Annotated in this window: 8 protein-coding genes; 6 read left to right on the top strand and 2 right to left on the bottom strand. The window is 37.7% G+C overall.

Features of this window, described 5'->3' with window-relative positions; translation table 11 throughout:
- On the bottom strand, window positions 1-3,009 hold the full coding sequence (locus FHT21_RS22205; protein WP_167296925.1) for a TonB-dependent receptor: 3,009 nt from the start codon (window positions 3,007-3,009) through the stop codon (window positions 1-3).
- A gap of 200 nt (window positions 3,010-3,209) precedes the next feature.
- Here FHT21_RS22205 and FHT21_RS22200 point away from each other — a divergent pair, with 200 nt between their 5' ends.
- From FHT21_RS22200 to FHT21_RS22175, 6 genes are all read left to right on the top strand, one after another.
- On the top strand, window positions 3,210-3,395 hold the full coding sequence (locus FHT21_RS22200) for a CsbD family protein (protein WP_167296924.1): 186 nt from the start codon (window positions 3,210-3,212) through the stop codon (window positions 3,393-3,395).
- A 64-nt stretch (window positions 3,396-3,459) separates the two neighbouring features.
- The gene (locus FHT21_RS22195; RefSeq protein WP_167296923.1) at window positions 3,460-4,515 is read left to right on the top strand and encodes a glycoside hydrolase family 130 protein; all 1,056 of its coding nucleotides are present in this window, start codon (window positions 3,460-3,462) and stop codon (window positions 4,513-4,515) included.
- Between the two features lie 940 nt (window positions 4,516-5,455).
- Window positions 5,456-7,768: a hypothetical protein gene (locus FHT21_RS22190; protein WP_167296922.1), complete on the top strand. Its 2,313-nt coding sequence runs from the start codon at window positions 5,456-5,458 to the stop codon at window positions 7,766-7,768.
- 51 nt (window positions 7,769-7,819) lie between these two features.
- Window positions 7,820-8,890, top strand: a complete 1,071-nt coding sequence (locus FHT21_RS22185) for a hypothetical protein (RefSeq protein ID WP_167296921.1) — start codon at window positions 7,820-7,822, stop codon at window positions 8,888-8,890.
- An 8-nt stretch (window positions 8,891-8,898) separates the two neighbouring features.
- Window positions 8,899-12,627 carry a DUF6443 domain-containing protein gene (locus tag FHT21_RS22180; RefSeq protein ID WP_167296920.1) on the top strand — a complete coding sequence of 1,243 codons (3,729 nt, stop codon included), beginning with the start codon at window positions 8,899-8,901 and terminating at the stop codon, window positions 12,625-12,627.
- 11 nt (window positions 12,628-12,638) lie between these two features.
- Complete coding sequence (locus tag FHT21_RS22175) at window positions 12,639-13,055, top strand: hypothetical protein (protein WP_167296919.1); 417 nt, start codon at window positions 12,639-12,641, stop codon at window positions 13,053-13,055.
- Window positions 13,056-13,229: 174 nt separating this feature from the next.
- On the opposite strand, the gene FHT21_RS22170 is transcribed toward FHT21_RS22175, so the two are convergent.
- Window positions 13,230-16,163: a M16 family metallopeptidase gene (locus FHT21_RS22170; protein WP_167296918.1), complete on the bottom strand. Its 2,934-nt coding sequence runs from the start codon at window positions 16,161-16,163 to the stop codon at window positions 13,230-13,232.
- Window positions 16,164-16,374 lie beyond the last annotated feature (211 nt).

Below are 16,374 nucleotides of genomic sequence, written 5' to 3'. Positions count from 1 at the left end.
TTATAAGCCAATGTTTACGCCAAATGTGATAGTTCTTGCCTGTGGGGGAGTATAAAAATCGTGGCCCAGTTGAATGTTATCAGACTGGAGATTGCCGCCACTAGGAGTATTTACTTCAGGATCGTAACCTTTGTAACCTGTTATGGTAAATAGATTAAGGGCTGATGCAAATATTTTTACATTCTGCAATTTATATTTATTGGCAAATGCTTTAGGCACATTATAGCTGAAAACCACACTTTTTATTCTAAAGTAAGAACCATCCTGTATCCATCTTGATGATGGGCTTGTTCCGTTTCCTTCGCCAAATCTTGGCTGTGGAATGCTCGTAATAGTGTTTGTCGGTGTCCAATAATTTAACTGATCAATGGTTTGATTATCAAAATAGTCTCCATTGGCCGATTGGAAAACGCCTGCCATGTTATAAATGTCATTGCCAGAAACAAACTGTGCCTGAATGTCAAGATCGAAGTTTTTGAAAGAAAAGTGGTTTCCAAAGCCACCAAAGGATTTGGGATTGGGATCGCCCAGTTTTTGGTTTTGCGCAAGGGAATAGTCATTGGTCGTTGCTGTTCTCGATGCATCAATATAATAAAGCGCATCACCATTGGCCGGATCTACGCCTGCATACGCTTTGCCATAAAAGTAACCTAAAGGTTCTCCAACCGCCACCCTGCCTAAAAATCTTCCACCGGTATAAATAGGTTGGTCATCAACCAAACGTAAAACCTTATTTCTGTTAAAAGAGATATTAAAAGAGGTAGACCATTTAAACTCCCCAACAAAATTTCTGGTATTGATAGAGAATTCAAATCCGCGGTTCTGCATATCACCAATATTCTGCGTAATAGACGAAAACCCGTTTGTTGCGGCAATTGGTGCATTTAACAATAAATCGGTTGTTTTCTTTTTATAATATTCAACTGTACCCGAAATCCGGTCTGAGAATAAACCAAAATCTAAACCTACGTTATAATTGGTTGTGTTTTCCCAACTTAAATTGGGGTCTCCTAACTGGCTTGGACGTGTACCTCCTACACCAGCATAGTTAACACCACGATACAGATTCCTTGAGGCAAAATCTCCGATTTCTGCATTACCTGTTAAACCATAACTTCCTCTAAGTTTTAATAGGCTTAACCAGCTGCTCGATTTTAGGAAATCTTCCTGATTAATGATCCAGCCTGCTGAAGCCGCGGGGAAAGTTCCGTAACGGTTGTTCACCCCAAATCTTGATGAACCATCGGTTCTTATCGATGCGCTTAACAGGTATTTATCTTCATATTTATAATTTACCCTGGCCAGATAAGAAACAAAAGTATGTCTCGTTTCAGAAGACTCTCCCGCAGAAATTACCGCTGCACTTGCAATCTTGGTAAAACTGTCTGATGGTAAAGTAGTTCCTGTTACTGAAGAATACCTAAATTTGGTATCTTGAAAGGCGAAACCAGCCATCGCATTTAGGTTATGTTTTTCGTTAAAAGTTTTGGTATAGTTAAGGGTATTATTTGTGTTGAAATTGATGGATTTGGCCATGTAATCTGTAGAAGAACCTCCTGTGCTACCTCCATCCTGTGTTTTCGACCCCAAAAACTGTTCTTCTTCTAAATTGTTGAAATCAAAGCCGTATTCACTTCTAAAAACTAAATCAGGCGTGATTTTTAAACTTGCATAAGCATTGGCAAAAGTTCTGTACGTTGTTGATAGATTTTTACCATTTTCATAATCGATTAAGCTGTTATAGTAAACGGTAGAACCATTTAATTGACCTGATGCATCGCGTACAGGCTGAATTGGAGGCAAGGCATTTAATTGTAATGGATTAGAGAAGGCATTATCAGTAGGTATACGATAATTATCCACTTTAGAGACGTTAATTGATCCTCCGACATCTAAAATTTTCGAAACGGTATGATCTAAACTTAACCGGCCGCCCGTACGTACATAACGGTTACTAACAATAATTCCATCATTATTATTATAGTTGCCTGAAAGCATAAACCTGGTTTTTGCATCACCACCATTAATATTTAAGCTATATTGCTGCGTATGCCCTTTTCTAAAAGCTTCATTTACCCAATTGGTATTGTTGTTGCTTGTCCAATCATCAGTACCGGTATAATCTTTCCACATTTCTGCTGCATTGGCATAGTCGCCCTTATCATAATTGTTATACTTAAAAGATGCATCTAATAATTGGCGGTATTGATCGGCGTTTAAAAATTCACCCTTTTTGGTTGGATCGCTAAATCCTGCATAGTATCCAAAATCAATGTTGGTTCTTCCTTGCTTGCCCTTTTTTGTAGTGATGAGTACCACTCCATTCGATCCTCTTGCTCCATAAATAGCTGCTGAAGCTGCATCTTTTAATACTTCCATCGATTCTATGTCATCAGGACTGATGGCTGCAAGCGGGTTATCAGCCTCAGTATAAGTTCCCAAGGCTTCACTTACAATTGGAACACCATCTATTACAAATAATGGCTGGTTACTTGCCGAAATAGAAGAAATACCCCTAACCCGAATTTGAAGTGCCTGCCCCAGTTTACCACTACCTGAGTTAATAAAAACACCAGGCGCTTTACCCTGCAACGCACCCTCAACGGTTGGCACAGGTCTGTCTTTAAAATCATCAGCGGTAACCTTTGCAATGGATCCTGTTACATCACGCTTGTTCTGCGTACCGTAACCCACCACAACTACATCAGATAGGGTATTATTTTCCTCATCGAGGCTTACATTAATGGTTTGCCCTGTAATAGGCACTTCTTTGGTTTTGTAACCGATAAAGCTAAAAACAAGTGTTTTAGCGTCATCCGAAACAGTTAATTTAAAAGCTCCCGAGGCGTCGCTCTGTGTGCCGTTAGCTGGTGAGCCTTTTACAAATACGCTAACGCCAGGAATTGGTCCTGAGGTTGACGTCACTTTTCCGGTAATTACTTTGCCTTGTGCGAAAGCAAACGAAATTACACTAAGTGATAAAATCATACTTAAGAGTAGTTTTTTCATCAAATTGGTAGTTTAATTAGTAATGTTTAATTATGAATAGAAATGATACGGTTAATATAATTAAAATATACATAAAACCTTCGGGAATAAAGTAGAATAAGCTAATTTTTTTAGGTAAAGGGCTAAAAAAACGAAACAAAAAGGCGATAAGATTGTTAATTAATGGATAAAATACATTATTGCCCACGAAAAACACGAGTATGGATAAGTTAGAGTTAAAAGGAAAGTGGAATGAAATAAAAGGAAAGGTTAAACAAGCTTATGCTGATTTAACTGATGATGATTTAAAACATGTAGAAGGTCAAGACGATGAATTGTTGGGGAAACTGCAACAAAAAACAGGAAAAGGAAGAGGTGAGCTAGTTAAATGGATAAACTCATTATAATATCAATTCAATAGCAAAACAGGCGGTCAAAATTTTGGTCGCCTGTTTATTTTAAAATCATTTTATGGCCGATATTGCTCAGCGGTTTCGTCAAAATCCGATATTATCTCCAAAAGATCTCGTACCCAGTAGGGAAGGACTGGAGATTGTTTGTCTGCTAAACCCCGGTGTTTTTAAGTTTGAAGGGAAAATTTGGCTATTGATCCGTGTAGCCGAAAGACCAAAGCAAAAGGAAGGCATCATTTCGTTTCCGGTATTAAACGAAGCTGGGATAGAAATTATAGCCATCGAAGAAAACGATCCGGGTCTCAATGCCAGCGACCCGAGAGTGATCACTTACAAAGGAACTGATTACCTAACCACACTATCTCATTTAAGATTGGTTTGTAGCACTGATGGTATTCATTTTGATGAACCCGAAGGCTTTCCTTCGCTACAGGGAGAGGGCAAAGATGAAATGTTTGGAATTGAAGACTGCCGAGTAGCTTTAATAGGAGATAAGTATTATTTAACCTATACCGCTGTTTCCGAGCATGGCGTTGGTGTGGGGATGCGGACTACAGAAGATTGGAAAAACTTTCAGCATTATGGTATGATTATCCCTCCCCACAATAAAGACTGCGCCATATTTGAAGAATGTGTTAATGGTAAATTTTACGCTTTGCACCGCCCCAGCAGTGTAGCTTTGGGTGGTAATTATATCTGGTTGGCCGAATCTCCTGATGGGATTCATTGGGGCAAACACAGGTGTATTATTAAAACCAGACCTAACCTCTGGGATAGTACCCGTGTGGGCGCCGGTGCAGCACCTATAAAAACCGCAGAAGGATGGCTCGAAATATATCACGGAGCAAATGAAAAACATCAGTATTGTTTAGGCGCATTTCTAATGGATTTAAATGATCCATCGAAAGTGCTGGCTAGAACCGAAAATCCGATTATGGTACCAAAAGAGGATTACGAACTGCATGGTTTCTTTGGTGAAGTAGTATTTACAAATGGCCACATCGTTAATGGAGATGAATTAACGATTTATTATGGTGCAGCCGATGAGTTTGTTTGCGGGGCTAAATTTTCAGTGAATGAAATTTTGAGTGAGTTGGTGTATTTTAATGATTGAGCAACTAATTGTCAGGCTCTTTTTATTGTAGTAATCAAATAACTAATCAACTAATGAATTGCTTCTAAAACAGAATGGTTTTATAGATTCTAAAGTTTCTTTGGATCTATAAAAATCAAGAAGGAAAGTTTATATAGTTCTATAAACGGAAGTTTTTTTGCCTAAAGTCAATTATAAATCTATTAAAGCTAGAGTTAAGCGGCAAAAGAAATTCTTGAATACAAATTTGTGTGAGAAAAATATTTTAAGCTCGTGCCTCATAAAATTCTCGGAATTTAACTCTACTTCAATCTCTATTATTTATTGCCTAAAAAGATATACTATTTTCACGCAAACGTTTGTGTGTGATTCTGTGTAATAAAAAGATATATTATGTAGGCTTTTACTATATCTATTAGTTTTATTTTGCGTTTTTTGGCGTTGTATCAGTGTTTTTATTAACCTAGCATGATATAAATGACCGCAAACGTTTGCGCTTTTTTTTTTAATAATACGATACGCTTTTATTCTAACTTAGAGTAGTTAATACATAATCAATAATCATTTGATGATGAAAAAAATGTTACTACTGCTCTCAGTAACGGTCAAAATTAGTGCATCTTTTGCGCAAATAAAAGTTTGTCAATTAACTAATATCAGAATCAATTTTTCAGGATGATATGATTTGAAGTTTGCCGCTTTAAAGAACTTTTCTGTTTACAGTGAACAATATTAAGTTAGAGTTGACATTACTCTCATCACTACAGTATAAAAAATTGTTGGTCCTCCTCCGGCATTCTGAGAGTATAAGATCATTGCCCAGTAGTATTGTTGAATTTTTTGAAATTTTGCTTGCATTCTAATAGTGAATTTTATAGGTGTCATTTAATATACACTGACCAAAATGTATAAAATCACATACTAAAACCTTAATAAAATAAAACTTAAATTAAGCTCTAAAATGAAAAAAAAATGCCTTTTATTGTTTCTCTTGTGTGCAACTGTATGTGCTAGGGCACAGGTTACCCCTAGTGGAAATGCTAAGATCGTAGAGCAGTTAATGGATCACCAGATCAGCTACTCAACTGGTCGGCCAAATATTCAGATTCCACTTTACGAAATCGATTTTGCCGGTATGAAAATACCTATTTCCCTAAACTATGGTGCAACAGGCCTGGCTTTGGGACAAATGTCGGGCCCTGTTGGTGCAGGTTGGTCGCTTTCTACAAATTATCAGATATCAAGAACAGTTCGTGGTCGACCTGATGAACTGTATCAAAAACCTTCCTTTGATGGGGTATATCTGGAGAAAACACAAGCGGAAGCTCCACAAGCTTATATGCCAGGTGCACTTCCTTCTCGTAAGTGGCGGGATGTTTATCTCTCTAAATTCATGAAACCCGACGTTGCGAATGGCGATGCTCCAACTAGTATCTATAATAGCGAACTATATCAGCTTGATAGCGAAATACTGGATTCAGAATCTGATATTTTCAGGTATACTGCTTTAAACTATTCAGGTCGATTCATTTTTGTAGATAGGGCTCCAAATTTTACAGTTCAGCAACTTGATGAAAATAATTTTATTTTCAATTTGAAGTATTATAAGGGTTCTGCCCCTAGTGAGGGGAATTTTTTTATCGCTAATGATATTAATGGTAATAGATATGAATTTCGTGCTACACAAGGCTCTGTTGCAACAAATGTTTGGTCTTTATCGAATGTACGGTCTAAATCGGGGGATACCTTGAAATTCAATTATGATTATCAGTCTATAACCAATAAGGCCTTTGGTGAACATATTTATGTAAAAGAAGGTTGCCGAGAATGTCTGCCTTATAACAATTCAATTCCTAATTATTTTAGAAGAGATACAGCAAAAGTTGTAGATATTGCCAGTAACGATAAATTATATTCTATCGATTTTCCTGAGGGACACTTAATGTATAGCTATGATAATACAGTAGTGAATGGGATTAATGAAGTGCTATTAAAAGAGTTACAGGTTTTAGATTGGGATCAAAACCTGGTAAGAAAGATAAAATTCATATACCAGGTCGGTACACGATATGCACTTTTAAGCACATTGGAAATTTCTGGTGGAAGCGAAGAACCTTTGGTCTATAATTTTAATTATAATCTCTCCAACGAAAATAACCAGCTGCTTGATGAAATTCCCATGTCGCCGAATCAATGGGGATATATTTCGGGCCGGAACAATGTAACTGGTTCAACTAAAAAGGAATCAGTCCCATTTGGAGACAATGTACCCATACTTTCAATTTTTGATCCAAATGGAAACGGGCTTAGTCCACTCTCGCCTACGTCTCATTTGCTTTCTTGGTTTATATCACCGCTTGATATTGGAAGCGCTTATGAAGTATCTACGCATAAACCCAAATATATGCTTAGCGAAATCACCAATCCCTTTGGCGGAAAAACTACTTATGAGTTTGAGAACAATGTGGCTTATAATTCTATTACTAATGGATATAGGATTAGGGAGATTAAACAAACAGATGGGGCAGGGAATTATCAAAGAAAAACCTATACCTATGGTGATAACGATGATGACACAGTTCATCCAGATCCTCTAGGAAGTGGCTACGTTTCAAACAGCTATTTTGCAACCCCATTATCAAATTATATACGGCAAGGGGTTGAAATAGGGGTTTTGCCCGATAATCTTGGTGATCCGTCAAACTGGATGTTATTCAATACCTACAACATAAACAATCAATCTGAGGCCGAAAAAGAACTTGCAGGAATTAACGAAAATGGAGTTTATTACAATCGTGTTACAGAGCGCATTTATAATGGACAGGTACCCCTAACGAAGATAGAATTTGTTTTTGATACTGCGCAGAACATTGTGGAAGCTGCTCCTTATACCAGAAATCTCTCTCCATTAATTGCAGGTCGTGGAACGATTTCTCGCCAATACGTTCCAATGGCCGTAACATCTGTGATGTTAGGTTATAGACCAGAACTCAAAGAAAAGAACAGTTATGTTTTTATTAATGGTACCTGGAAAAAACAGCTGAAAGAAGAGTATAAATACCGGTCGTTTACTCCCGAAAACTACTCTTCATATAAGAATCTGAGTATTAGTAATTTTGCCATTCATAATCAGGATTATACCGCTGGTATGGGTTTAGAAGATTTGTACTCCAATACCAATATCGATTCTATTTTTGATTTTCATTTTTATGATCTGATAATTACTGGCCCGAGAAAACTGCTGAACAAAACGGTTACTAACTATACGGAATAAACTATGTGCAAAAAAATAATTTTCTATTTGATATTGCTACAAATTTGTGTAGTGATAACTTCTAACGCGAGTGCATTAAATCTCTTCTCTGATTCACTTAAAACAAGTTATCGGTATGAGTATATGTACTTCGATATGTTAAGCCGTGAATTAATAACTTCTCCAAATGGTTCCATTGACAAAGTTAATGTCTACATCAGGCCATACGAATATAATCAGGGCACTCCTTTCATAGATAGCCTCGTGGTCAATGGCTATTATTTTGTTCCACTAGAAACAATACATTATGATCATGGAAACGTCGTTGATGGCTCCATTACTACTTTTTATCCCTCAGGGAAATTAATGCCGAAAGAGGTTATGGCACTGGAAATTCCCTCAGCAGGTATAACGCAAACTTTTGCCTATTCTAATTATACTCCATATCCTGAACCTTCGGGCTGGGTATATGGTCTCAATCCCGACCCACATTACAAAGTTAAAGTCACGCTTGATAAATATAACGATAAACAGCAGATATTGCAGAAAACAATAATAGGAGGCACTACAACTAGCTATGTGATGGGGTACAATAGCCTTTATACAATTGCAGAGATTACTAATGCAAAAGAAGAAGAGGTTGCATACACCAGTTTTGAAAAAAGATCTCCCGGAACATGGCAATTCTCAGGCGTTGCCAGCATAGACGAAACTGCTCCAATGGGTACACAATGTTACGAACTTTCGGGTGGTGCACTTAGTAAAGCAGGCTTACCTGTTAATAAAATTTATCAATTAAGTTATTGGAAAAAGGCAGGAGCTAGTATTAATATAAATGGTGCAACGGTTGTTAAAACAGTAACTGGCAGGCAGTTAAATGGATGGGAATACGTAGTAGTACAACTCTCAGTAAACGGAACGGTAAGCCTGAGCGGAAGCGGCTATATCGATGAGGTTCGCCTGCATCCTAAAGATGCGATGATGGTAAGTTATTGCTACCGGCCCCTTTTTGGTAAAATATCTGAATGTGATACCCGCGGTAATACCCAGTATTGGGAATACGATGCGCTTCAAAGACCAAAGTTTGAATTGGATAGAGATAAAAATATTGTCAAATCATACGATTATCATATTAAAAATTAACGCTCAAAATGAAAAGAATAACCAAATACCTGGCTGCATTTTTTTTGCTGTCGGGAGTAATTTCTTCAGGCGTAAAGGCACAGGAAGCTAAAATTATAAGTGTGTATAATCCGCTGCAACCAGAAATTATGGCATCGGGTTCTATTACTTTGGTTCCGGGTTTTTTTGTGCCACAAGGCAATAGTTTCAGAGCCTATATTTCTGGAATTAGCCAAAGCCAGCCTTTTGCTGCCCAGCCCAGTGTTAACCGGACTTATGTAAGTATAAAAATATTTAAAATACCTGGAATTAAAACTGCCGTTCAGGCTAATCAACAAAATTTCCTGACCAATCAGGTTTCGCAGGTTATCGAGTATCAGGACGGATTAGGCAGACCGGTACAACAGGTTGCACTTTATGCATCGCCTACAGGTAAAGATGTCGTACAGCCCATTGCTTACGATAACGCAGGAAGACAACCCAAACGATACCTTGCTTATTCCAAAGCTAATAATCAAGGGCAATATAATGCTCAGGCACTGGATGGCGGTAGCGGATATGCATCTGGAGAACAATATAATTTCTACCAAAGTGGCACTACTGGGAACTTTAAATCTACTACTTTCCCCTATGCTGAAGCACGCTTGGATCCTTTGGGGCTTAACCAGACTGAACAGGGGAGTGTGGGAGCAACACATCAGCTTGCTGGCGGGCATACTACTAAAACGAGTTTAACCCTCAGTACAACCGCTGATGGTGTGTTGAATTGGCAACTTACCAGTAATGGTTTGAGTGCTTCAGGTAACAATGTTTTAGAAGGATTGATTAAAGAAATTGCAAAAGATGCTAATTGGGTATCGGGGCGGGCAGGTACCAAGGAAAGTTTTACCGATGGCAATGGAAGAAGAATGGCTGATCGTTTTTTTATAACAGAGAACCAGTCTGCCACCACTTACTATGTTTACGACCAGATTAAACCAGATAGATTACTCTATATACTTTCGCCAGGATTTAATGCCCAGCAGATTGTATTGGGCGATAGCACTTTTAATCGTTATGTTTATGCTTACCGTTATGACCAGCGTAACCGTACAATTGCCAAGAAGATTCCTGGGGCAGGTTGGCTGCATATGGTTTATAACCAGCTGGATCAACCAGTAGCCACTCAGGATTCGGTTCAGCGTATCTCTAACGAATGGAGTTATGTAAAGTACGATGTACAAGGGCGAATTATACTTAACGGAAAATATGCAACAACTGCTGATCGAATAACCTTACAAGCTCAGTTAGATGCTGCAGTAAATAATTGGGAAAAACGTGATGTGAATAGTACTTATGGCTATAGTAATGTTTCCTTCCCAACGGGTAACAGTACAGAAGTATATAAAGTAATTTATTATGATGATTACGACTTACCATCATCCTGTCCGTTTGCTACGGCGCCTGCGGGGAGTACGCCCATAGTTACAGGCTTACCTACTGCAAGTCTGACACGCGTACTGGATACACAGAAAATGCTATGGACGGTAAATTATTATGATGAGGATGGGCAACCTATAAAAGTATATGCAGAGAATAATATAAATGGTACTGATGAGTTGACTAATACTTACGCATTTACAGGGCAGTTGGAAAATGCTCAACGGATAAGTACTACGGCCAATTCGAGTGTTAGTATTGGCGAACGTTATGTGTACGATGATGGTGGCAGATTATTGCAGACCTGGGAAAAAATAAACAACCAATCCGAAATTTTACTTTCAGAACTGGTGTATAACGAACTGGGGCAGGTAGCGCAAAAGAAATTACACTCGGTAGATGGTACAAACTTCTTGCAAACCCAATCTTACAGTTATAATGACCAAGGCGCCTTGAAAATGATAAATAGTGCTGATATTACAGGAGGTGACAATGCCAAGTTTGGAATGGAACTTAAATATGAAGATGCTGCCATACCACAATATAACGGTAATATTGGCGCAAGCCAATGGAAAGTGGCCCGCACCAGCACTTCGCCTAAAATGGGCTACGATTACCAGTTTGATGCTATTGGACGCGTTGTTGCTGCCGAATCTTTGACTAATGGTAGCAAGGATAAGAATTACAGCGAATATATTAAGTACGATCAATTGGGTAATATCCGTAATCTTGGGCGCTACGCCAATATAAATGGGGTACGTACCCAAATAGATAGCCTAATTTACCAGTACCAAGGGGGCAGACATACCCGCATAGATGATGCTACAGGAAACCCACTTGGTTTTAGCGAAGAAATACAAACAGATGATGAATATGGTTATGACGGCTTTGGAAGGGTGATTAGCGACAAGAATAAAAACATTACAATAGCTTACAACGCTGCTTCGTTACCCAAGCTCATTACCTGGCCCGGGACTGGCCGGACTACCGAATATACTTATAGTGCCGATGGTACAAAACTAGGCTGGCAGCATACTGTTAACGGTACCAGTGAGGGGAAATTATATAACAGCGGTTTAGAATATGCTGTGGTTAACGATGGTGCACCCATGTTAAAATTTATACAAACACCCGAAGGGCGGGCACGTTTTAACGGGACCGCTTTTGTATATGAATATTATCTGACCGATAACCTGGGCAATGTAAGGGCCACTATTGATGCTGATCCAGCAGATCCAACACAGTTAACAGCAAGAGTTCTACAGGAGCATAGCTATTATCCTTTTGGTGCTACGATGCCCGGTGCCGATATCAATTTTGCAAGTGGAGAGGCAAATAACTACCTTTACAATGGAAAAGAATTAGATGCCGAATTAAATCAGTATGATTCTGAAGCCCGTTTTTATGATGCAACCATTGGGCGGTGGAGTGCTATAGACCCTATGAGTGAAAAGTATTCTGGTATAAGCCCATATAGTTATGTGTTCAATAATCCATTAATGTTTATTGATCCCAGTGGAATGGTTCCTGTTGGTAACAGCGACAATTATCGGGGAGGTGAATGGTTTAGAAACACTTGGTGGGATGGAGATGGTCTCCATGTTGATATTCATTACAATAACGAAAGAGATGGCTTAAGAGACCAAAATAATGCTGCTGCTGCTGCTACCTTTGCGAAAAGCCAGGCATTTTTTGGGGGGACATTTTTTAGTGCCATGAGTGAAATGTCTAGTTGGTCGTATAGTATTATAGAGACGCCAGAACAGCGTAAGGCCAGAGAACTGGCTGCAGAACGGGCTGCTTTAAGAGCCCGAAACGAAGCAACATACAATGCCAAGGCCAGGGGAGGGCGTTTTGGAACGAATGCTAAACCAAGAGAGGAAACAGATTGGTATGGACCAGGAGGAAAGTTAAATTGGACTTTTGGTGTAGCTGCTATCGCTTCTGAAAAATTTTCAGGGATTACCCAGGTGGGAAGTAATCTAAAATTATATAATGCAACGAGAGCAGGGAGAGTTTTTTATGGTAATCAATTTGTTAAAACATTTAGTTTGTCTAAGATAGGTGGTTTAGCTGGTAAAGCTTCTTTATTGATTGGTGTTGGTATGGATGTTAAGGGGGTATTTACTTATTATGATAATCCTAATAGTCGAAATGCTGTACATCCCGCAAAAGCCGCAACGAATACAGGAATGGGACTGTTAGGGCTTTCAGGTGTAGGAACAATTCCGGCTATAACTTATTTTGGTATTGATGCGTTTTATCCAGGCGGAATAAACAATTATTTACAAGATTCTGGAGAATATTATAAAGACTCTTATCCAAGATTTAGTTTTTAATTTTAATCAGCATGACAATAAAAAAATCTTATTATTATTTGTTTTATAAACTGTATAAATTTTGGCAAGTTGTATCAACACCAAAGATTTGGAGTGACTGGAAAGCAGAACTATGTATTGATGCTTTAATCCTGCTTTTAGGCGCATCTATTTTAGTTTACTATAAGATTTTTGTTAATAGATATTTTCATTTTGGTGATTCTAATTTATCTGTTATTATTATCTGTATTTCAATTTCGCTAATTAATTATTTCATATTTCATCATAAAAATCAGTGGAAAGAAATAGTTGTAAGATTTGATGCTTGGCCTATAGAAAGAAATAATAGGGGATCATTTTTGGTTGGGATAGTAATAACAGCAGTAATCATAAATCTTATTTTTGCTTTTTATTTAATGAGTAAAATTGATTGGAGTCATTATCGATAGCTATTAATGAAAATTAATTAACGAACTTTTCTGCAACATACTAACCAATGAACTAATGGCCAATGAACTAATCGACAAACAAAAAAGCGATCCCCGTTTCCGAGAATCGCTAGTAATTTTGATATTAAGGTATTAGGCCCTTCTTAAGCTTTTAACCTTTTACCTTCCGGCTTATTAGTATCCAAAAATCTGCTCCAGGTTTAATTTAGTTACCGGACCAAATTTTGCTAGATCGGCCATGTTGATTTTCTTTTCAGAAGCCACGATACAATAGTTGTAAGGTTTACCTGAAAGATTAGCTTGATGGAATGATTTTACATCATTAAAAGTTAATGGTTTTAAGTTTGCATATTCATCAATTCTAGAGTCATGATCGAAACCTAATTTTTTATCTGCCAAATAGGTATAGATAATCCCGTCTTTGGTAATACGGCTAGTTTCTAAGCCATTTAACGAATTGGTTTTTGATAATGCAAATGACTTATCCGACTCAGGTAAAGTGATTAATAACTCGTTCATGCCAGCAACTGCTTCATTCATTTTATCTGCCTGTGTACCTACATAAGCGATAACAGTATTCTCTTTCTCTTTAGTGTTTGGAGAAGAATACACTGCAAAAGTAGAATAAGCCAAGGCTTTAGATTCGCGGATGGTCTGGAATACTACTGAGCCCATACCACCACCGAAATAGTTGTTAAATAAGGCAATTTTGGCTGCATTAGCCGGATCGTACAAGCCGCTGTTGCGTACCCAGCGAATCTCCGCCTGAACCATATCATAATCAGCAAAGTAAACTTTGTTCGAATCGGTTTTTGTGTACACAAATTTCTTAATCGGTGCAGCATCAGTAAATTCTTTAGCCAACGGATGTGCTTTTACAATATCAGCAGAAAATGCTGCCAAAGTTTTAGGACCGTAATAAGTAATGGTGTGTTTGTAATTGGTAAGGTTATGTAAGATGTAGATCAAATCTGCCGATTTCATATTTTTGATCTCATCATTGCTTAATCCATAATTAAAAGGGTTATCAGAACCATATTGTGCATAACTCATTAAACCACTCAATATCGAACTTTTGTTCAATTTTGCATTTTCTCTCGATTTTAACAGACGTCCTTTTAAATCTTCTAAGGCTTTTTCGTTTGGTTTGCAATGTGCCAGTACATCTTCTACCAAGGCAACAGCTTTATCAAAGTTTTCTTGTAAACCGCTGATCGAAACTGTAGTTACATCGGTACCTACATTAATGCTATAGGTACAGGCGATGTTGTAAAAAGCCTTGCTGATATCTTCTGCCGAATATTTATCAGTACTTAAGAATGCTAAATATTGGGCAGCATAAGGCAATAATTTATAATTGTAAGAGCCCATATCAAAACGGTAGCCTAAACGGAAAATTCCGTTTTCGGTGTTTTGAACTGCAATTACATCAGCAATGCCTGCTTTACCGAAATTAAGATCTTTGGTATAATCTAAAAACTTAGGCGCAATCGGTTTTACCGGAGCAGCAATAATATCTTTTGTAAATGGAGAAACCTCATTAGCATTTGTTTTTACCGCCGTAATGGCTGGTTTTTCTACTTTAACAATGCTCTTATCTTCGCCTTTATGTTTTAAGATGGAAACATAGTTGTTGATGAAAAATTTATTGGCAAAATCTACAATTTCTTTTTTGGTTACTTTAGCCATTGCGTCAGTTGATGCCAGGGTTTTATCCCATTCTGTACCGCGGTTTTGGATAAAAGCATTCATCGCGAAATCTGCTCGCACATCGTTATTATCGAAGCTTTGTAATTCAGCTAATTTGATGTTCGCAACAGTTGCTTTAATCAAACTTTCGTCGAATTCGCCTTTTTTAAGCAGTTCTACCTGCTCTAACAATAATTTTTGCGCTTCTTCTAAACTTTGTCCGGCTTTAGGTGAGCCAGATAAAATGAAGATTCCATAATCTTTCATCGAGTTATAACCAGCACCTGCCCTCAACATTTTTTGCTGTTTATTGATGTTGATATCCATTAAACCCGCTTTACCGTTGGATAAAATGCTGCCGATTAAATCTAACAATAAACTTTGGTGCGTATTTTGGGCAAAACCCCTGTAAGCAACATATAAGTTTTCTGCACTTGGACCGTAAATATCAACCGTTTGAACCTGCGTTAATGGTTTTTCTGGTGCAGGATTATAAAGCGACAAAGGTTTTGGGACCATGTAGGCAAAATCTTTGTCGATTTTTTTGATTAAATCATCATAATTAATATCACCGCTCATAATTAGGGCCATATTATTAGGCACATAATATTTATCGTAATATTTTCTGATTTCGACTAAAGATGGGTTTTTTAAATGCTCAATAGTACCTATGGTGGTTTGTTGTCCGTAGTTATGTGTTGGGAATAAAGCATATAGCATTTTCTCATACATTTTACGGCCATCGTTATCCATACCGATGTTTTTCTCTTCGTACACAGCTTCTAACTCCGTATGGAAGATGCGGAAAACAGGGGCACGGAAACGTTCTGCCTGCACAGCCAAAAATTTATCAATGGCATTGGATGGAAGATCCTCTTCATAAACGGTTTCTTCTACCGAAGTGTGTGCGTTGGTAGAATTACTTCCGATCGATTTCATCATTTTATCATATTCATTTGCGATAGAATAATTTGAAGCTTCGCCCGAAGTTTTGTCAATTTCCTTATAAATCTCTTTACGTTTAGCCGGATCGGTAGTTTTGTTGTAAGTTTCGTAAAGTGCTTCGATCTTATTTAAAAGTGGTTTTTCTTTGGCATAATTTAGCGTTCCGAATTTGTCCGTTCCTTTAAACAAAAGGTGTTCTAAGTAATGCGCCAAACCGGTATTGGTACGAGGATCGGTATTACTGCCCGCTCTTACCGCCATTTTATAGGTAATGTTCGGCTCTTTGTTGTTCTGTGATAAAATTACTGTCAAACCGTTTTTTAAAGTATAAAAACGTGTTTTGGTCGGATCGTTAGTTACATATTTGTAGGTAAAGCCACCAGAAGTTCCTGTTTTCCATTGGTAGGTTGTTTGTGCCTTCGCGAAAGAACCCGTAATTAGAAAACAAGCCAAAGTAAATAGTTTGAATTTCATTGAATTGGTTTTGGTTTATGATCATGAATGTGTACCTGTTAGTTTAAGCATGATCTCAAATACAGCATTCATTTTTAATAAGTTATTTATTCAAATATAGATGCTTTCTTGCAGGGAACGAAATAATTTTGATCTCAAAACTAAAAATATAGGAATAAATGATTTTTGCATATAAACCTTGCTTTATTGTGCCTTGAATTTATAATCTGTA

Origin of the sequence: Pedobacter sp. SG908, from assembly GCF_011759615.1 — a bacterium.
Lineage (GTDB): Bacteria > Bacteroidota > Bacteroidia > Sphingobacteriales > Sphingobacteriaceae > Pedobacter > Pedobacter riviphilus.
This window is presented reverse-complemented; position numbering and strand designations above follow the sequence as displayed.

What these genes read in the sequence shown, in the direction of transcription:
- FHT21_RS22205 (WP_167296925.1), bottom strand. Translation starts at nt 3,009, where the DNA reads ATGAAAAAACTACTCTTAAGTATGATTTTATCACTTAGTGTAATTTCG.
- FHT21_RS22200 (WP_167296924.1), top strand. Translation starts at nt 3,210, where the DNA reads ATGGATAAGTTAGAGTTAAAAGGAAAGTGGAATGAAATAAAAGGAAAG.
- FHT21_RS22195 (WP_167296923.1), top strand. Translation starts at nt 3,460, where the DNA reads ATGGCCGATATTGCTCAGCGGTTTCGTCAAAATCCGATATTATCTCCA.
- FHT21_RS22190 (WP_167296922.1), top strand. Translation starts at nt 5,456, where the DNA reads ATGAAAAAAAAATGCCTTTTATTGTTTCTCTTGTGTGCAACTGTATGT.
- FHT21_RS22180 (WP_167296920.1), top strand. Translation starts at nt 8,899, where the DNA reads ATGAAAAGAATAACCAAATACCTGGCTGCATTTTTTTTGCTGTCGGGA.
- FHT21_RS22175 (WP_167296919.1), top strand. Translation starts at nt 12,639, where the DNA reads ATGACAATAAAAAAATCTTATTATTATTTGTTTTATAAACTGTATAAA.
- FHT21_RS22170 (WP_167296918.1), bottom strand. Translation starts at nt 16,163, where the DNA reads ATGAAATTCAAACTATTTACTTTGGCTTGTTTTCTAATTACGGGTTCT.